At 66.7% G+C, this 18,096-nt stretch carries 19 protein-coding genes (1 of these 19 only partly in view); 18 read left to right on the forward strand and 1 reads right to left on the reverse strand.

Going from position 1 to position 18,096, the window contains the following annotated elements:
- The 9 genes from cyoA to KZO24_RS16235 form a co-directional block, all read left to right on the forward strand.
- Positions 1–1,159, forward strand: the 3' portion of a protein-coding gene (gene cyoA / locus KZO24_RS16195) for a ubiquinol oxidase subunit II (protein ID WP_271183641.1). It extends 173 nt beyond the left edge of the window; only the last 1,159 of its 1,332 coding nucleotides appear in the window; its start codon lies beyond the left edge, outside the window; its stop codon occupies positions 1,157–1,159.
- Positions 1,160–1,164: 5 nt separating this feature from the next.
- On the forward strand, positions 1,165–3,177 hold the full coding sequence (cyoB, locus tag KZO24_RS16200; protein ID WP_271183640.1) for a cytochrome o ubiquinol oxidase subunit I: 2,013 nt from the start codon (positions 1,165–1,167) through the stop codon (positions 3,175–3,177).
- A 3-nt stretch (positions 3,178–3,180) separates the two neighbouring features.
- Positions 3,181–3,822 carry a cytochrome o ubiquinol oxidase subunit III gene (gene cyoC / locus KZO24_RS16205; protein ID WP_271183639.1) on the forward strand — a complete coding sequence of 214 codons (642 nt, stop codon included), beginning with the start codon at positions 3,181–3,183 and terminating at the stop codon, positions 3,820–3,822.
- Entirely contained in the window at positions 3,822–4,214 is a 393-nt protein-coding gene (cyoD, locus tag KZO24_RS16210) for a cytochrome o ubiquinol oxidase subunit IV (RefSeq protein WP_008831373.1), read from the forward strand. The genes cyoC and cyoD overlap by 1 nt, the downstream gene beginning before the upstream one ends.
- A 76-nt stretch (positions 4,215–4,290) precedes the next feature.
- Positions 4,291–4,932: an SURF1 family protein gene (locus KZO24_RS16215; protein WP_285020202.1), complete on the forward strand. Its 642-nt coding sequence runs from the start codon at positions 4,291–4,293 to the stop codon at positions 4,930–4,932.
- Positions 4,917–6,278, forward strand: a complete 1,362-nt coding sequence (locus KZO24_RS16220) for an ATP-binding protein (RefSeq protein ID WP_486486587.1) — start codon at positions 4,917–4,919, stop codon at positions 6,276–6,278. Before KZO24_RS16215 ends, KZO24_RS16220 begins: the two co-directional genes overlap by 16 nt.
- The gene (locus KZO24_RS16225; RefSeq protein WP_069708543.1) at positions 6,275–6,829 is read left to right on the forward strand and encodes a response regulator transcription factor; all 555 of its coding nucleotides are present in this window, start codon (positions 6,275–6,277) and stop codon (positions 6,827–6,829) included. Before KZO24_RS16220 ends, KZO24_RS16225 begins: the two co-directional genes overlap by 4 nt.
- A 141-nt stretch (positions 6,830–6,970) precedes the next feature.
- Positions 6,971–7,672, forward strand: coding sequence for a Crp/Fnr family transcriptional regulator (locus tag KZO24_RS16230; protein WP_008831369.1), 702 nt, complete (start codon positions 6,971–6,973; stop codon positions 7,670–7,672).
- A gap of 61 nt (positions 7,673–7,733) precedes the next feature.
- The gene (locus tag KZO24_RS16235) at positions 7,734–8,180 is read left to right on the forward strand and encodes a GtrA family protein (RefSeq protein ID WP_271183636.1); all 447 of its coding nucleotides are present in this window, start codon (positions 7,734–7,736) and stop codon (positions 8,178–8,180) included.
- A 639-nt stretch (positions 8,181–8,819) separates the two neighbouring features.
- Here the strand turns inward: KZO24_RS16235 and KZO24_RS16240 are convergent.
- On the reverse strand, positions 8,820–9,518 hold the full coding sequence (locus KZO24_RS16240) for an OmpW/AlkL family protein (protein WP_271183635.1): 699 nt from the start codon (positions 9,516–9,518) through the stop codon (positions 8,820–8,822).
- Positions 9,519–9,940: 422 nt separating this feature from the next.
- On the opposite strand from KZO24_RS16240, the gene ccoN reads away from it, so the two are divergent.
- From ccoN to KZO24_RS16285, 9 genes are all read left to right on the forward strand, one after another.
- Positions 9,941–11,584, forward strand: a complete 1,644-nt coding sequence (gene ccoN / locus KZO24_RS16245) for a cytochrome-c oxidase, cbb3-type subunit I (RefSeq protein ID WP_271183634.1) — start codon at positions 9,941–9,943, stop codon at positions 11,582–11,584.
- A gap of 21 nt (positions 11,585–11,605) precedes the next feature.
- Complete coding sequence (gene ccoO, locus KZO24_RS16250; protein ID WP_271183633.1) at positions 11,606–12,355, forward strand: cytochrome-c oxidase, cbb3-type subunit II; 750 nt, start codon at positions 11,606–11,608, stop codon at positions 12,353–12,355.
- Positions 12,352–12,534: a cbb3-type cytochrome c oxidase subunit 3 gene (locus KZO24_RS16255; RefSeq protein WP_008828422.1), complete on the forward strand. Its 183-nt coding sequence runs from the start codon at positions 12,352–12,354 to the stop codon at positions 12,532–12,534. The genes ccoO and KZO24_RS16255 overlap by 4 nt, the downstream gene beginning before the upstream one ends.
- Entirely contained in the window at positions 12,527–13,438 is a 912-nt protein-coding gene (gene ccoP / locus KZO24_RS16260; protein WP_486486588.1) for a cytochrome-c oxidase, cbb3-type subunit III, read from the forward strand. The genes KZO24_RS16255 and ccoP overlap by 8 nt, the downstream gene beginning before the upstream one ends.
- 142 nt (positions 13,439–13,580) lie before the next feature.
- The gene (ccoG, locus tag KZO24_RS16265; RefSeq protein WP_486486589.1) at positions 13,581–15,026 is read left to right on the forward strand and encodes a cytochrome c oxidase accessory protein CcoG; all 1,446 of its coding nucleotides are present in this window, start codon (positions 13,581–13,583) and stop codon (positions 15,024–15,026) included.
- Positions 15,023–15,571, forward strand: a complete 549-nt coding sequence (locus tag KZO24_RS16270) for a FixH family protein (protein WP_271183630.1) — start codon at positions 15,023–15,025, stop codon at positions 15,569–15,571. Before ccoG ends, KZO24_RS16270 begins: the two co-directional genes overlap by 4 nt.
- Entirely contained in the window at positions 15,568–17,724 is a 2,157-nt protein-coding gene (locus KZO24_RS16275; protein WP_271183629.1) for a heavy metal translocating P-type ATPase, read from the forward strand. The genes KZO24_RS16270 and KZO24_RS16275 overlap by 4 nt, the downstream gene beginning before the upstream one ends.
- Positions 17,721–17,867: a cbb3-type cytochrome oxidase assembly protein CcoS gene (ccoS, locus tag KZO24_RS16280; protein WP_008832429.1), complete on the forward strand. Its 147-nt coding sequence runs from the start codon at positions 17,721–17,723 to the stop codon at positions 17,865–17,867. The genes KZO24_RS16275 and ccoS overlap by 4 nt, the downstream gene beginning before the upstream one ends.
- Positions 17,864–18,082 carry a hypothetical protein gene (locus KZO24_RS16285; protein WP_271183628.1) on the forward strand — a complete coding sequence of 73 codons (219 nt, stop codon included), beginning with the start codon at positions 17,864–17,866 and terminating at the stop codon, positions 18,080–18,082. The genes ccoS and KZO24_RS16285 overlap by 4 nt, the downstream gene beginning before the upstream one ends.
- Positions 18,083–18,096: the final 14 nt, after the last annotated feature.

Here is an 18,096-nt window from a genome sequence, read left to right on the forward strand (position 1 = left end):
CGTCGCGACGCTGCTGATGCTGCTCATCGTCGTGCCGGTGATGCTGGCGGTGGTGATCTTCGCGTGGCGCTACCGCGCCAATAACAAGGACGCGAAGTACGAGCCGGACTGGGATCACTCGACCCAGCTCGAACTGATGATCTGGGCCGCGCCGCTGCTCATCATCATCTGCCTTGGCGCCGTGACCTGGACCAGCACCCACCTTCTCGATCCCTACCGCACCATCGGCCGCATCGACGCCCAGACCCAGGTTTCGCAGGATGCGAAGCCTCTCGAGGTGGAAGTCGTCGCGCTCGACTGGAAGTGGCTGTTCATCTACCCCGAGCAGGGCGTTGCCACGGTCAACGAACTGGTCGTGCCGAGCGGCCGCCCGCTGAACTTCAAGATCACCTCCGCGAACGTCATGAACTCGTTCTACGTTCCGGCGATGGCGGGCCAGATCTACGCGATGCCGGGCATGGAAACGCGCCTGCACGCGGTGATGAACTCGAACGTCGAGTCGGTCGGCTTCTCGGCCAACTACTCGGGCGCGGGCTTCACCCACATGCGCTTCAAGATGCGTTCGGTTTCGGACGCGGACTTCGCCAAGTGGGTCGGTGATGTGAAGACCACGGGCACCAAGCCGCAGCCTGCGGGCGACGTGATCGCCGCCGAAGCGTTCACCGGCGTTCCCGCCAAGCAGATGGGCGGCACCCTCGACCGTGCGGCCTACCTCGAACTCGAGAAGCCGACGCAGAAGGTTCCGGCGATCCGCTTCGCCAACGTCGATCCCAAGCTCTATGACGCCGTCGTCAACATGTGCGTCCAGCCGGGCAAGATGTGCATGAGCGAGATGATGGCTCTCGATGCGCGCGGCGGTATGGGCAAGGCGGGCATCCGCAACGTGCAGATGCTGTCGTACGACAAGGACGGCCGCGACAGCGCGGTTGCCGAGAGCGCGAACCCCAGCGACGCGGTCAAGCGCGAGCTGGCCTGGGTCCGTGCGCTGTGCGAGCAGATGCCCGGCCAGGTGCGCGACGGTTCCGTCAAGGCGCCTTCCGACCTTCGCTCGCTGAACGGCGCCGGGATCCCCGCGCCGCAGTCGATCGGCTTCGGCGGTGAGGATGCGCCTGCATTGCCCGCCAAGCCCGCTCACATTTCCCTGAATTCGCGGAACTGACACTCATGGCCATCGAAGCCGAAGCCCATAACCACTGGAGTCCGCTACTCGGGCGCCTGTGGCTGGATGCCATCCCGCAGGAGCCGATCGTGCTCGCGACCTTCGTGGTCGTGATGCTCGGCGGCGCCGCGCTCGTCGCGGGCCTGACCTACTTCAAGCTCTGGGGCTATCTCTGGAAGGAGTGGTTCACCAGCGTCGATCACAAGAAGATCGGCATCATGTACATGATCCTGGGTCTGGTCATGTTCCTGCGCGGCTTCGCCGACGCGATCATGATGCGCGCCCAGCAGGCGATGGCGTTCAACGGCAACGACGGTTACCTCAACGCCCACCACTACGACCAGGTCTTCACCGCGCACGGTGTCATCATGATCTTCTTCGTGGCGATGCCTTTCGTCACGGGCCTCATGAACTACATCGTGCCGCTGCAGATCGGTGCGCGCGACGTCAGCTTCCCGTTCCTGAACAACTTCAGCTTCTGGATGACCACCGCCGGTGCGGTGCTCACCATGATGTCGCTGTTCGTGGGCGAGTTCGCGCAGACCGGCTGGCTGGCCTATCCGCCGCTGTCGAACCTGGCGTACAGCCCGTGGGTCGGCGTCGACTACTACATCTGGTCCCTGCAGATCGCGGGTGTCGGTACGCTGCTTTCGGGCGTCAACCTGGTGTGCACCATCGTCAAGATGCGCGCGCCCGGCATGACCATGATGCGCATGCCGGTGTTCACCTGGACCTCGCTGTGCACCAACATCCTGATCGTCGCCGCCTTCCCGGTGCTGACGGCGGTGATGACGATGCTGACCGTCGACCGCTACCTCGGCTTCAACTTCTTCTCGAACGACTTCGGCGGCTCGCCGATGATGTACGTGAACCTGATCTGGATCTGGGGCCACCCCGAGGTCTACATCCTCATCCTGCCGCTGTTCGGCGTGTTCTCGGAAGTCGTCTCGACCTTCTCGGGCAAGCGCCTGTTCGGCTACTCGTCGATGGTCTACGCCACGCTGGTCATCACCATCCTGTCGTACCTCGTGTGGCTGCACCACTTCTTCACGATGGGTTCGGGCGCGAGCGTCAACTCGTTCTTCGGCATCACCACCATGGTGATCTCGATCCCGACCGGCGCGAAGCTGTTCAACTGGCTGTTCACGATGTATCGCGGCCGCATCCGCTACGAGCTGCCGATGATGTGGACCGTCGCGTTCATGCTGACCTTCACGGTCGGCGGCATGACCGGCGTGCTGCTCGCGGTGCCGCCTGCGGACTTCGTGCTGCACAACTCGCTGTTCCTGATCGCGCACTTCCATAACGTGATCATCGGCGGCGTGCTGTTCGGCATCTTCGCGGCGATCAACTTCTGGTGGCCCAAGGCCTTCGGCTTCAAGCTCAACCAGTTCTGGGGCAAGGTCAGCTTCTGGCTGTGGGTTCCGGGCTTCTGGTTCGCCTTCATGCCGCTCTATATCCTCGGCCTGATGGGCGTGACCCGCCGCATGCGCGTGTTCGACGATCCGTCGATCCAGATCTGGTTCGTCATCGCCGCCTTCGGCGCCGTGATGATCGCCGGTGGCATCGGCGCCATGCTGGTCCAGTTCGCCGTCTCCATCTGGAAGCGCGAGGAACTGAAGGACGAGACGGGCGATCCGTGGAACGGTCGTACGCTGGAGTGGTCGACCTCGTCGCCGCCGCCGGAGTACAACTTCGCCTTCACCCCGCTGGTCCACGACCTCGACGCCTGGGACGACATGAAGCGCTGCGGCGTCCAGCGTCCGACTTCCGGCTTCCGTCCGATCCACATGCCCAGCGGCACGGGGACCGGCCTGATCCTGGCGGGTCTGTCGACGTCGCTCGGCTTCGCGATGATCTGGTACATCTGGTGGCTCGCGGCGGTCTCGTTCGCCGGGATCATCGGCTACGCGATCTTCCATACGTTCAACTACAAGCGGGACTACCACATCCCCGTCGAGACGGTCGAAGCGACCGAGGCGGAACGCACCCGCCAGCTCGCCGCCGCGGGAGCCTGAGACATGACCGCCAACACCGCTCCAACGCACACCCTCGATCAGGCGCAGCTTCAGGCCGCGTTCTACGACCTGAACGAGCATGACCACCCCGAAGGCGGCAGCACCATGCTGGGCTTCTGGGTCTACCTGATGAGCGACTGTCTCATCTTCGCCATGCTCTTCGCGGCATACGGCGTGCTGGGCGGCAGCCTGGCCGCCGGGCCGGGGCCGAAGGACCTGTTCGAGCTGCCGCTGGTGGCGCTCAACACCGCCATGCTGCTGTTCTCGTCGATCACTTACGGCTTCGCCATGCTGGCCATGGAGAAGAACAACAAGGGCGCGACGCAAGCCTGGCTGCTGGTCACCGCCGTGTTCGGCGCATGCTTCCTCGGCATCGAACTCTACGAGTTCAGCAACCTCATCCACGAGGGTGCGACGCCGATGCGCTCGGGCTTCCTCACCGCGTTCTTCTCGCTGGTGGGCACCCACGGTCTGCACGTCACCTTCGGCCTGATCTGGCTGTTCACGCTGGTGGTGCAGGTCGGCAAGAAGGGCCTGATCCCGGCCAACAAGCGCCGCCTCATGTGCCTGTCGCTGTTCTGGCACTTCCTCGACGTCATCTGGATCGGCGTCTTCACCTTCGTCTACCTGATGGGAATGCTGTGATGGCGAACGAACACGCCCACCCCAACCCCGCCGCGCACGATCACCACGACGAGCACGGCGCGAGCCATGGCTCGATGCGCGAGTACGTCGTCGGCTTCCTGCTGTCGGTCGTGCTCACCGCGATCCCGTTCTGGCTGGTGATGACGGGCGCGATCCCCGACAAGCAGACCACCGCGCTGGTCATCATGGCCTTCGCCGTGGTGCAGATCGTGGTCCACATGATCTACTTCCTGCACATGAACACCAAGTCGGAGAACGGCTGGACGGTCATGGCGCTGATCTTCACGATCGTTCTGGTCATCATCACGCTGTCCGGTTCGCTGTGGGTCATGTTCCACCTCAACACCAACATGATGCCGATGAGCGTCCACGACATGGGCCAGCTGCCCTGACCGAGGACCGCACAACGGCGGCAAAGGAGCGCGGCGGCCCATCGGGCTTGCCGCGCTTCTGCTAGTGGCCTTCGCGATGTTCGTGGGCCTGGGCATCTGGCAGATCCAGCGGATGCACTGGAAGCACGCGCTGATCGCCCGCGTCGATGCGCGCGTCCATGCCGCTCCACAGGCGCTGCCGCAGGACGGCAGCCTCGGCCCAGATCTCGAATATCTTCGCGTCCGCGTCTCGGGCGTCTATGACGGGCCTGCGACCGCGCTGGTGCGGGCCGCCACGGAACGCGGAACGGGCTACTGGACGATGACGCCGCTGCGCCTCGAAGACGGCAGGCTCCTGTGGATCAACCGCGGCTTCGTGCCCGCCGGGACCACCCGCGCCGACGCCGGAGCCTCGGCGCCTGCGGGTAAGGTGTCGATCGTCGGCCTGCTGCGCCTGCCCGAGCCCAAGGGCAGTATCCTGCAATCCAACGCCCCGCAGGACGATCGCTGGTACTCGCGCGATACCGCCGCGCTGGCGCAAGCGCGCAAGCTGGGCGCCGTCTCCCCTGCCTTCGTCGATGTCCAGACGGAGCAGGCGACTACCGCGCCCGCCCTCAAGCCCGTACCCGGCCTCACCCAGATCACGTTCCCCGACAGCCATCTCAGCTATGCCTTGACCTGGTTCGCGATGGCGGCGCTGTCGCTGGTCGCGCTCGCCTATACATGGCGCCGGGCGTGATCGAGCGCCTGGCGGCGCTCTTCGCGCCGCCGGAGGTGCCGGGCAGTACGCCGAGCCGCTCCAGCGTCGTCCTGCTCACCCAGCTGCGCTGGACGGCGGTGTTCGGGCAGCTGGCCACCATCGTCGTGGTCTCTGCCGTGCTCAAGGTCCGCCTGCCGCTGGCGCCGCTGCTGCTGGCGCCGCTGCTGTTGATCGTCATCAACCTGACCGTCGCGCGCGTCGTGCTGCAGCGCAGATCGTTCACCCAGCGCGAGATGTTCTCGGCGCTGATGATCGACGTCGTCGCGCTGTGCTGGCAGCTTTATTACTCGGGCGGGGCGACAAACCCGTTCACCTTCCTGTTCCTCCTCCAGATCGTCATCGGCGCGATCATCCTGGAGGCGCGCTGGAGTTGGCTGGTCGCGCTCAACGCCTGCCTGTGCATGGCGCTGTTGACCTTCTTCTACGAGCCGCTGCAGCTGCCCGATCGCTTGGCGGGCGATCACTTCCACCTCTACATCTACGGCAGCCTGTTCTGCTTCGTGCTCGCCGCCGTGCTGCTGATCGTCTTCGTCGTGCGGCTCGACCGCAACCGGCGCGAAAGCGATGCGCGCCTCGCCGACTACTACCAGCAGGCTGCGGAGGAGGACCACATCATCCGCATGGGCCTGCTCGCCTCGGGCGCGGCGCATGAACTGGGCACCCCGCTCTCGTCGATCTCGGTGATCCTGGGCGACTGGAGCCACGAGCCGACGATCAGGGACGACCCCGACATGGCCGCCGATCTTGCTGACGTGCGCCGCGAGCTGGAGCGCTGCAAGACGATCGTGTCGGGCATCCTGATGTCGGCGGGTGAAGTGCGCGGCGTCGATCCGGCGGTGACCACCGTGCGCGGCTTCATCGACGATCTCGCCGAGGAATGGCGCACCCGCATCCCCGGCGAACTGCGCGTGATCGACCGCATGGCGGGTGACGTCGAGATCATCGCCGATCCGGGCCTGCGCCAGATCGTTGGCAACGTCATCGACAACGCCATCGAGGTCTCGCCCGACCTCGTCCTGATCGAGGTCTGGCTGGAAGGGGAGGGCGCTGCCCAGAGTCCGGGACGGCAGGTCATGCTGACCGTAAGCGACCGCGGCCCCGGCTTCGCGCCCGAAGTGCTGCGCCGCATCGGCCAGCCCTATATCTCGACCAAGGGGCGCGACGGGGGCGGGCTCGGCCTGTTCCTCGTCGTCAACGTGATCCGCAAGCTGGGCGGCGCGGTCTCGGTGGAGAACCGTGAAACCGGCGGTGCGAGCGTGCAACTGGCGATCCCCCTCGCTACACTGGCGCTCGAAGAACAAGAACAACGGCAGGAGAAGCAATGACCGACACTCCCTCCGCCATCGGCGCGACGGGCGCCAGCCTGCTCATCGTCGAGGACGACCCCACTTTCGCGCGAACCCTGCGCCGCTCTTTCGAACGACGCGGCTACCGCGTCGCCTCCGCTGCAAGCCCCGAAGAGGCCGAGGCGCTGTTCCTGGCGGACAGCTTCGAGTTCGCGGTGGTGGACCTGAAACTCGGCGCGGGTTCCGGCCTCACCGTGGTCGAGGCGCTTCATGCCCATGCGCCGCAGACGCGCATCGTCGTGCTGACCGGCTACGCCAGCATCGCCACCGCCGTCGAGGCGATCAAACTGGGCGCCTCGCACTATCTCGCCAAACCCTCCAACACCGACGACATCGAGGCGGCCTTCGCGTCGCTGCGCGGCGATGCCAGCGTGCCGGTGGAGGGCCGCAAGACCTCGATCAAGACGCTGGAGTGGGAGTACATCCACCAGACGCTGGTGGAGTGCGAATTCAACATCTCCGAAACCGCGCGCCGCCTCGGCCTCCACCGCCGCACGCTGGCGCGCAAGCTCGAGAAGCGGCAGGTTTGACACCTTCGACAAGCTCAGGGTGAGCGGAGGTAGCGTAAACCTCCAACCCCGCTCAGGCTGAGCCTGTCGAAGCCCCTGCAGTTTCCCGCGAGCCGCCAATACGCTATACAACCCACGAGAAGCCCCCGGTGATCGGAAACCATGTCCAGCTGTGATCTTTGCGTCGTCCGCAACCGGGCGATCTGTGCCGCGCTCGACGCCGGCGAACTCAATGCGCTCAATGCGATCGGGCGCACGCGCAAGCTGACCGCCGGGGAATCGATCATCTGGGAGGGCGAGGATTCGGTCCTCGTCGCCAATGTCATCGACGGCGTGCTCAAGCTCTCCACCAACACCGAGGACGGGCGCGAGCAGATCGTCGGCGTGGTCTATCCTTCCGACTTCATCGGCCGCCCCTTCGGCGGCACCACCGGGCACGGTGTCACGGCGCTGACCGACGCCAGCGTCTGCGTGTTCTCCCGCCGCGACTTCGACGCCTTCGCGCGCGAGCATCCGGCGCTGGAGCACAAGCTGCTCGAACGCACGCTGGGCGAACTGGACCGCACGCGCCGCTGGATGCTGCTGCTCGGCCGCAAGTCGGCGGCGGAGAAGATGGCGAGCTTCCTCGTCGAGATGACCGAACGGCTCGGCGGCGCCGGCTGCCGGATCGATTTCGAGCATCCGGGGCGGCGCATCCTGACCCTGCCGTTCTCGCGCCAGCAGATCGCCGACGTGCTGGGCCTGACCATCGAGACCGTCAGCCGCCAGTTCACCCGGCTCAAGAACGAGGGCGTGATCGACCTGCCCTCGCGCCGCGAAGTGACGATCCTTGATTTCGACACGCTGGTCGCCGAGGCAGGGTAACGGTTCGTCCCTGTTACCGGCTCGCGGGAAACCATGGCGAGGCGGCGGCGTTGCCACTGGCATGTTTCATTCGCCCATCGTGCCGGGCTCCCTTGGCGCTCACCCGCACTACGGCCTGTTCAGTCGGCACACCGCCGTGCTGTTCGTGCGCAATGCCGTGGCCTCGTGCCTGTGCTTCGCGATCGACATGGCGCTGATCTGGCTGATGGTCTCGCAGCTTGGCATCGACAAGTTCGTGGCGGTGACGGCGGGGTTCCTCTTCGCCAACTCGCTGAATTACGGCCTTGCACGGGTCTGGGTGTTTCGGGAGAGCGATCGCGGGATCTTCACCGGCTATGTCTATTACCTCACCAACGCGCTGGTGGGGCTGGCGGTGATCCTCGGCGGTTTCGCGCTGCTGACCACGGTGTTCGACGCGCATTATCTGCTCGCGCGGGTGATCGTCTCGCTGTGTTCGGGCACGCTGGTGTTCATCCTGAACGCGACATTGAACTTCCACGAAGTGTGAATGGGTAGGATGCGGGAACATCGTCACCCAACACCGTCATCCTGGCGAAGGCTGGGACCGCTGGCCGCGCAAAGCCCAACCCTCGGCAGGGCGTTTGAACGATAGTTGGCCGTAACAGGCCAGCGGTCCCAGCTTTCGCTGGGATGACGATGTCGTTCGTGCAGCGGGGTCACGCAAAAATACCCGCTGGCGAGTGCGGGCCATTACGCCGGGGAAATCAACGCATCCGAAGGTAACATCGGGTCGGCGTCGGGAGCGTCCTCACCGGGACGCGGGGTTTTGTTTTCCGTGAAGCTCTGGCGAGCGGCCGGGTAACTCACGGTGCAGCCCGGCTCGACCTGTATTCCATCGGACTTGTCCCATGTGGCCATCGTTAGGGTTCGCAGCGTTATCGGCCGAAGGCTATCCGGGATGGCCGTCCCATGCCCAACGACGTGTCGCAGGAACGTATGGACGGCGTTTCCGGTAGCGCAGGGACAGTCCGGGTCTTCGAACGGACGCGTGGGTTGCATGGCCACGGTTGAAACCGCATCCCGGCCCACGACGCCGACCCGATACACCGGAGCGACGTGATCATTCGCCGCTCCGGATGCTGGGCCATATAACCCATGTGGTTATATTTGTCAAGGGCAAGCGCGCTTAGAACCGGTACGACAGGCCCGCGCTCAGCACCCACGGGTCGAGGTCGTGCTTCGTTTCCAGCACCTTCGCCCCATCGGCATAGAAGCTGGCGGTCGGCTTGATGAAGTACTTCTTGGCATCGAGCGTCACGCCGTAGCCGCTCTGGCCGAGCGCGATGTCCACGCCCGCCTGCAGCGCGACGCCGAAGGAATTGGACATCTTCACCTTGTCCACGCCGAGCGCCTGCGCGGTGGCGCCGGGCTTTTCGTCGAACACGAAGAACAGCGCGGGGCCGGCGCCGACATAAGGCTTGATCGGGGTGCCGGTGTCGAGGTGGTACTTGGCGGTCACGGTCGCGGGCAGGATCAGCACGTGATCGACCAGCCGCGTGCCCGCAAGGTCCGCCGCACCGCCCACGTGATGCTGGGTGAAGCAGCAGATCGTCTCGACCGAGACGGCCTTGGTGAAGAAGTATTCGACCGCGAGGGTGGGCACGACGTTGTCGTTCGCCCGGGCGTCGACGTCGGTGACGCCCATGCCGGTCAGCGTGGCGGCAAGGCCCGAATCGATCGACTTGACCTTGTCGATGCCGCCGTCGGGCAGAACCCCGGTCGCGAGCACCTTGACCTGAAACCTGCCGTCCGGGCTTCCGGCCATCGCGGGCGTGGTGAAGGCAGTGGCCGCAAGCGCGGCGGCGAGCAGGGTGATCTTGCGCATATCGCTGTCTTTCGAATGACCGCCGGGGCTGCACCATGCATGTCCCCCTCTTGAGCGGCCCTTGCGGTTTGCGCTTCATGCAACCGGGATGAATTGATCGGGCGCAAGTCGGGGAGAATTTTGCTGTCGCCCCGTCGTCCCGGACCTGATCCGGGACCGGTGGCTGTCTTTAGGCGCGTGCTGCCCGGCGGGGGCTTCGACAAGCTCAGCCTGAGCGGGACTGATAACCTCTCCTCTCAACACCGCTCAGGCTGAGCTTGTCGAAGCCCCTGCTGCGCGCACCGCGAGGCGGGCCGTTCACGGCCAGCGGTCCCGGATCAGGTCCGGGACGACGAGGGTTTTTGATCCCCGTCAATGCGACTCCCGGCTCCTGCGCCCAAGGCGGACCCTGATCAGCAACTCATCTCGAAAAGAGACAGCTTATGGTTTCGGTGCTGGCGCGGGCAGGCGTGTGGCTTGCCGTGCTCTTCCTTGCCGTGATGGCCTCCGCGCTGGCGGTGGATCAGGGCTTCGCCATCCACATGGGGATCGTCGCCATCGCGGCGATGACCGCCTTGTGGTTCACCCTGCGCGGCGCCGACTATGACGGCATCGCGCGCGGCGTGCTGCGCTTCCCCGATCAGGGGCGCTATGACGACGACCCGATCCGCTGGGGCATGATCGCCACGGTGTTCTGGGGCATGGCGGGGTTCCTGGCGGGCGTGTTCATCGCCGCGCAGCTGACCTGGCCCTGGCTCAATCTGGAGCCCTACCTCAACTTCGGCCGGGTCCGCCCGCTGCACACGTCGGCGGTGATCTTCGCGTTCGGCGGCAATGCCCTGATCGCGACGAGCTTCTACGTCGTCCAGCGCACCTGCCGCGCGCGGCTGGCCTTCCCCGGTCTCGCCCGTTTCGTGTTCTGGGGCTACCAGCTGTTCATCGTGCTGGCCGCCACCGGCTACCTCCTCGGCATCAGCGAGGGCAAGGAATACGCAGAGCCCGAATGGTACGTCGACTGGTGGCTGACGGTGGTATGGGTCTGCTACCTCGCGGTCTTCGTCGGCACGATCGTGAGGCGCTCGGAACCGCACATCTACGTCGCCAACTGGTTCTACCTCGCCTTCATCGTCACCGTGGCGATGCTGCATGTGGTCAACAACCTTGACCTGCCGGTCAGCCTGCTGGGTTCCAAGAGCTACCCGCTGTTCGCGGGCGTGCAGGGCGCGCTGGTGCAGTGGTGGTACGGCCACAATGCGGTGGGCTTCTTCCTGACCGCCGGCTTCCTGGCGATGATGTACTACTTCGTGCCCAAGCAGGCCGAGCGGCCGGTCTATTCCTACCGCCTGTCCATCATCCACTTCTGGTCGCTGATCTTCCTCTACATCTGGGCGGGGCCGCATCACCTGCACTACACCGCGCTGCCCGACTGGGCGCAGACGCTGGGCATGGTGTTCTCGATCATGCTGTGGATGCCGAGCTGGGGCGGCATGATCAACGGGCTGATGACGCTCAACGGCGCCTGGGACAAGGTCCGCACCGATCCGATCATCCGCATGATGGTGATGGCGCTGGCCTTCTACGGCATGAGCACCTTCGAAGGCCCGGTGATGAGCATCAAGAGCGTCAACTCGCTCTCGCACTACACCGACTGGACCATCGGCCACGTCCACTCCGGCGCGCTGGGCTGGAACGGGATGATCACCTTCGGCGCGATCTACTACCTCGTGCCGCGCCTGTGGGGCCGTGAGCGCCTGTACTCGCTGCGCATGGTGAACTGGCACTTCTGGCTCGCGACGCTGGGGATCGTTTTCTACGCCGCCAGCATGTGGGTGGCGGGCATCACCCAGGGCCTGATGTGGCGCGAATATGGCGCCGACGGCTACCTCGTGAACTCCTTCGCAGACTCCGTGGCGGCGCTCCATCCGATGTATGCGCTGCGCGCCTTCGGCGGCGCGCTCTACCTCGCGGGCGGGGTCATCATGACGGTCAACGTCTGGGCCACGATCCTCGGCAAGCTGCGCGAGGAAAAGCCCCTGCGCGATGCCGCCTACGATCCCGCCGCCGACCGCCCGATCCTCGCGAACTGACGACGAACAGGGACAAGAACCATGACCACCATCGTCGAACGCCACAAGACGCTTGAAAAGAATATCACCTTGCTGGGCATCTGCGCGCTGGTCGTCGTCGCCATCGGCGGCATCGTCGAGATCGCGCCGCTGTTCTGGATCGACAACACCATCGAGAAAGTTCAGGGCGTGCGCCCCTATACCCCGCTGGAGCAGGCGGGCCGCGACATCTACGTGCGCGAGGGCTGCTACGTCTGCCACAGCCAGATGATCCGCCCCTTCCGCGACGAGGTGGAGCGCTACGGCCACTACAGCCTCGCGGCGGAATCGATGTACGACCATCCGTTCCAGTGGGGCTCCAAGCGCACCGGGCCTGACCTTGCGCGCGTGGGCGGCAAGTATTCGGACAGCTGGCACGTCCAGCACCTGACGAACCCCGAAGGCGTCGTGCCCGAATCGGTGATGCCGAAGTACGGCTTCCTCGCCGAGCGTGACCTGCAAGTCGCCGACCCCGCCGCGAACCTGACGGCGCTGCGCCGCGTGGGCGTGCCCTACACCGACCGCGACATCACCAGCGCGCTGGCCGACCTCAACGCGCAGGCCGCCCCGGAAGCCGATCCCGGCGACCTGCTCAAGCGCTACCCCAAGGCGCAGATCCGCGACTTCGACGGCGACCCCAGCCGCGTGACCGAGATGGATGCGCTCGTCGCCTATCTGCAGGTGCTGGGCACCATGGTCGATGTCAACGCCGCCGCCGCGCAGGAGCAGTTGGCCAAGGAGAAGGGGCGATGACCTTCTCCCTCAGCACCCATTCCACGTACGACATGCTGCGGCATCTGGCCGACAGCTGGGGCCTGCTGGCGATGCTGGTGGTGTTCGTCGTGCTGATCGCCTGGCCCTTCCGGCCCGGCCACCGCGCGAAGAACGACGCCGCCGCGACGATGATCTTCAAGGACGAGAACGATGGCTGAGCATCATCCAAAAGGACGCCTCGACGAAGCCACGAACACGGAAACCGTCGGCCACGAGTGGGACGGGATCGAGGAACTCAACACCCCGCTGCCGCGCTGGTGGCTCTGGACCTTCTACGCCTGCATCGTCTTCGCGCTGGGCTACAGCGTGGTCTACCCGGCGTGGCCGATGCTTTCGAGCGCGACGCAAGGCACGCTCGGCTGGACCAGCCGGGGCGAGCTGGACAAGGACATGAAGGCCGCCGCCGCCACCCGCGCGAAGACCGTGGCGGCGCTGGCGGACATGAGAATCGAGGAGCTGCCGAAGCACCCCGAACTGATGCGCGCGGCGGTGGCGGGCGGCGCGGCGGCGTTCAGGATCAACTGCGTCCAGTGCCACGGCGCCGGCGCGGCGGGGTCGAAGGGCTTCCCCAACCTCAACGACGACGACTGGCTCTGGGGCGGCGATCTGAAAACCATCGAGACGACGTTGCTCCACGGCATCCGCCAGCCCGGCGATGACGTCACGCGGCAGTCGATCATGCCGAACTTCGGCAGCGATGGCCTGCTGACGGCGGCGCAGATCGACGCGGTGGCAAGCCATGTCCTCTCGCTTTCGGGCAAGGCGCGCGGCAACGCCGAGGGCGCGAAGCTCTTCGCCGACAACTGCGCCGTCTGCCACGGCCCGGCAGGCAAGGGCAGCCGCCAGTTCGGCGCGCCCAACCTGACCGATGCGATCTGGCTCGACGGCGGCACGAAGGACGATGTCGTCGCGCAGGTCAGCAAGCCGCACATGGGGGTGATGCCCGCATGGACCGGCCGTCTCGATCCGGTGACGATCAAGATGCTGGCGGCCTACGTCCACTCGCTCGGCGGGGGTGAACAGACGCCTGCGCCCGAGCCCGAAGCTGCCGCCACCCTCTGACCCGTCATTCCCGCGAAGGCGGGAACCCATCTGATGACCGTGCAACATGCCAGTTCAGGAGATGGGTCCCCGCCTTCGCGGGGATGACGGAGAAAAAGGAAGCACTCCCAGGCGGGACAAGTACCATGAACAAGCCCCCGACATGACCCAGCTCTCGCTCTACGCAAAGCGAGAGCCCGTCTTCAATCGCCGCATCGACGGCAAGTTCCGCCGCATCAAGTGGGCGATCATGGCGCTGTGCCTCGCGGTCTACTGGGTCACGCCGTGGCTGCGCTGGGATCGCGGCCCTTATGCGCCAACCCAGGCGGTGCTGATCGACCTCGCCCACCGCCGCTTCTACATGTTCGGCATCGAGATCTGGCCGCACGAGTTCTACTTCGTGGCGGGCCTGCTCATCATGGCGGGCATCGGCCTGTTCCTCGTCACCAGCGCGGTGGGGCGGGCGTGGTGCGGCTATGCCTGTCCGCAGACCGTCTGGACCGACCTGTTCCAGCACGTCGACCGCCTGATCGACGGCGACCGCAATGCGCGAATGCGGCTCTACAAGGCCCCGTGGGGACCGGCCAAGATCGCCCGGCGGCTGGTGAAGTGGGCGATCTACCTCGCCATCAGCCTCGCCACTGGCGGCGCGTGGATTTACTACTTCGCCGACGCGCCTACGCTCTGGACCGCGTTCTGGAGCGGCACCGCCGACCCCGTCGCCTACGCCACCGTGGCGACGCTGACCGCGACCACCTTCGTGCTCGGCGGCTTCATGCGCGAACAGGTGTGCATCTACATGTGCCCCTGGCCGCGCATCCAGACCGCGATGACCGATGAGAAATCGCTGACCGTCACCTACAAGGACTTCCGCGGCGAACCGCGCGCCAGCCTCAAGAAGTCGCAGAAAGCGCCCGACGTGTTCGGCGACTGCATCGACTGCAACCAGTGCGTCGCCGTCTGCCCCACCGGCATCGACATCCGCCAGGGCCCGCAAGTCGGCTGCATCACCTGCGCCCTGTGCATCGACGCCTGCGACCGGGTGATGCAAGACATCGGCCGCCCGCGCGGGTTGATCGACTACGCCACGCTGGACGATGCCGAGCGCGAGAAGGCGGGACAGCCGCCGACGCGCCACCTGAAGCTGATCTGGCGCCCGCGCACGCTGGCGTACCTCGCGGTCTGGGCGGGCATCGGCCTTGCCCTGCTGTTCGCGCTGGGCACCCGCGTCCACACCGGACTGACCGTCGCCAAGGATCGCAACCCGCCGTACATCCTCCTGAGCGACGGCTCGGTGCGGGGCGCCTACACCTTGCGCCTGCGCAACATGGAGGGCCGCCCGCGCAGGATGGAGATCGCCATCGTCGGTCTCCCCGGCGCGGTGATGTGGACCGACGACAGCGCCCGCGCCGACGCCGCCCGTACCCTCACCCGCACGATCCCCGCCGACGCCACGCTGCCCCTGCGCGTCTACGTCGTCGCGCCTGCCCCAGGTCTGGCGACAACCGCCGCGCAGGACTTCGCCTTCCGCGTCACCGCCGAGGGCGAGGCGCGCGAGACCGCCCTATCCGAAGTGACCTTCGACACGCCGCAGGAGGCGATCCCATGACCGTGCAAACCCGCAAGCCTTTCAATGGAAAGCATATGACTGCGATCCTCGTCGCCGGGTTCGGCGTGGTGCTGGCAGTCAACGTGACGATGGCGACGCTCGCCAGCACCACCTTCGGCGGGATCGTGGTGGAGAACTCCTACGTCGCCAGCCAGGACTTCAACCGCTGGCTGGATGAAGCGGCGAAGGAGAAGGCGCTCGGGTGGCGGCTGGAAGCGCGGCGCGGGGCCGAGGGCAGGGTGGTAGTGGATTTGAAGGTCGCGCCATCCATCCTTCGACAAGCTCAGGATGAGCGGGTGGGAGGTAATAGCGCTGCTATAAATCCCGCTCAGGCTGAGCTTGTCGAAGCCCCCGCCGCCCACACCAAGCTCACCGCCGTGGCCCGCCACCCCCTCGGCCGCCTCCCCGACACCGCACTCACCTTCCACCGCGAGGGCGGGCACTGGATCAGCACCCGGCCGCTGCCCGCAGGCCGCTGGACCCTGCGCTTCGATGTCGAAACCGAGGGCCGCCAATGGCGCACCGAACAGGAGATCGGCGCATGAACGCGATCACACCCCCGCCGTCGGTCCCCGCCGAAACCGCACTCGATACCGCGCCCAGCATCGACAGCCGCTTCACCGTCCCCGGCATCCGCTGCGCCGGCTGCATCGGCAAGATCGAACGCGGCCTCGGGCTCGTCCCCGGCGTGGCTTCGGCGCGTGTGAACCTCTCCGCCAAGCGCGTCGCCGTCAGCCATGCCGAGACGCTCGATGCCGAAACGCTGATCGAGGAGCTGCGCAAACTCGGCTTCGAGGCCGAACGCGCCGCCGACAACCCGCTCGCCCGCGACGATGTGGAGACGAAGCGCCTGATCCGCGCGCTGGCGGTGGCGGGCTTCGGCATGATGAACATCATGCTGTTCTCGGTCTCGGTCTGGTCGGGCACCGACGCGGTGACGCGCGGCATGTTCCACTGGATCAGCGCCCTGATCGGCATCCCGGTGGTGGTCTATTCGGGCCGCCCGTTCTTCGCCTCGGCGTGGATGGCGCTGAAGTACCGGCGCACCAACATGGACGTGCCGATCTCCATCGGCGTGATCCTGGCGACGGGCATGAGCCTCTACGAAACGCTGGCCGGAGGCGAGCACGCCTACTTCGACGGCGCGGTGATGCTGCTGTTCTTCCTGCTCGCGGGCCGCACGCTCGACGCGATGATGCGCGGCCGCGCCCGCTCCGGCATCGCCGCCCTGCTCGGCCGCATGGGGCGGGGCGCGCAAGTGATCGGCGAGGACGGCACCGCCCGCTACGTCGAGGCCGACAAGCTGCGCCCCGGCATGACGATGCTGGTGGCGGCAGGCGAAGCGCTCGCCGCCGACGGCGAGGTCGTCGAAGGCCGCACCACCATCGACACCGCGATGCTCACCGGCGAGAGCGCCCCGCGCCCCGCCGTGACTGGCGACCTCGTCCACGCGGGCACGATCAACCTCGGCAACCCGGTGCGGGTGCGCGTCACCGCCGCTGCGCAGGACACCGCCATCGCCGACATCGCGCGGCTGATGGACGAGGCGGGCCAGTCCCGCTCGCGCTACGTGCGCGTGGCGGACCGCGCGGCGCGGCTCTATGCGCCCGCCGTCCACACCCTCGCGTTCCTCAGCTTCTGCAGTTGGCTGATCGCAGGGGCGAGCGTCTACAAGGCGCTGACGATCGCCACCGCCGTCCTCATCATCACCTGCCCCTGCGCGCTCGGCCTTGCGGTTCCGGCGGCGCAAGTCGTCGCGGCGGGGGCGCTGATGCGGCGGGGCCTGCTCATCAAGGACGGCTCGGCGCTGGAGCGGCTGGCCGAGGCGGACGAAGTGTTGCTCGACAAGACCGGCACCCTGACGCTGGGCGAACCGCGCCCGGTCACGCTGGCCATGCTCGGCCCGCGCAGCCGCGCCATCGCGCTGGGTCTGGCGCAGGCGAGCCGCCATCCGCTGAGCCGTGGCCTCGCCCATGCGCTGCGCGGCGAAGGTGTGGAGCCCGCAGCCGTCGAACTGGTGCGCGAGGCCACCGGCTCCGGCATGATCGGGCGCTGCGACGGTGCCGAAGTCGCGCTGCTGCGGCCGGAGGTGGAGACCGACACTCTCGCCGTCGACCTGCTCGTCGATGGCACCCGCACCCGCATTACCTTCGCCGACAGCCTGCGCCCCGACGTGACCGAGACATTGGCGGCGCTGAAGGCGCAGGGCCTCATCGCCGCGATCGCCTCGGGCGACAGGGTGGAAGCGGTCGGCGGTGTCGCGCGGAAACTGGGCCTGTTCGCCACCGCGGCGATGCGCCCGGCGGACAAGCTGGCGCTGCTCGAACGCCGCGCGGCGCTTGGCCACAAGGTGCTGATGGTGGGCGACGGGCTCAATGACGGCCCGGCGCTGGCGGGCGCCCACGTCAGCCTCGCGCCCGGCGGGGCGAGCGACGTGTCGCAGCAGGCGGCCGACGGCGTCTTCGTCGGCGAGCGGCTGATGCCGGTGGCGACGGCGGTGAAGGTCGCGCGGGCCACGATGCGGGTGGTGCGCCAGAACTTCGCGATGGCGGTGGGCTACAACGTGCTGGCGGTGCCGCTGGCGATCCTCGGCCACGTCACCCCGCTGGTGGCGGCGCTGGCGATGTCGGGCAGTTCGCTGCTGGTGGTCGGCAATTCGCTGCGGCTGGCGCGCGCGGCAGGGAAGGAAGCGCAATGACGATTCTCGGCTTCATGATCCCGCTGTCGCTGGCGATGGGGCTCTGCGCGCTGGGCACGTTCTTCTGGACGATGCGCTCGGGCCAGTACGAGGATATGGACGGCGCCGCCAACCGCATCCTGATCGACGAGGATGCGCCATGACGCGGCGCCTGATCGCCCTGTTCGGCACGCTGGCGCTGGTCCCGGCGATGGTCGGCCCGCTGCAGGTCGAGGCGCGTGAGTTTGTCGCCATGACCTGCAATGGCGGTGCGGTGAGCGTGCCGGTCCCCGCACCTCCGGGACCGCCGCAGGGGCCATGTTGCGCCAAGGGCTGCCATTCCGATTCCAAACGCAAGCGGCTTGATCGATCGCAATGACGGCGCTGAGGGAT

It is taken from the genome of Novosphingobium sp. NFX11, assembly GCF_057376415.1.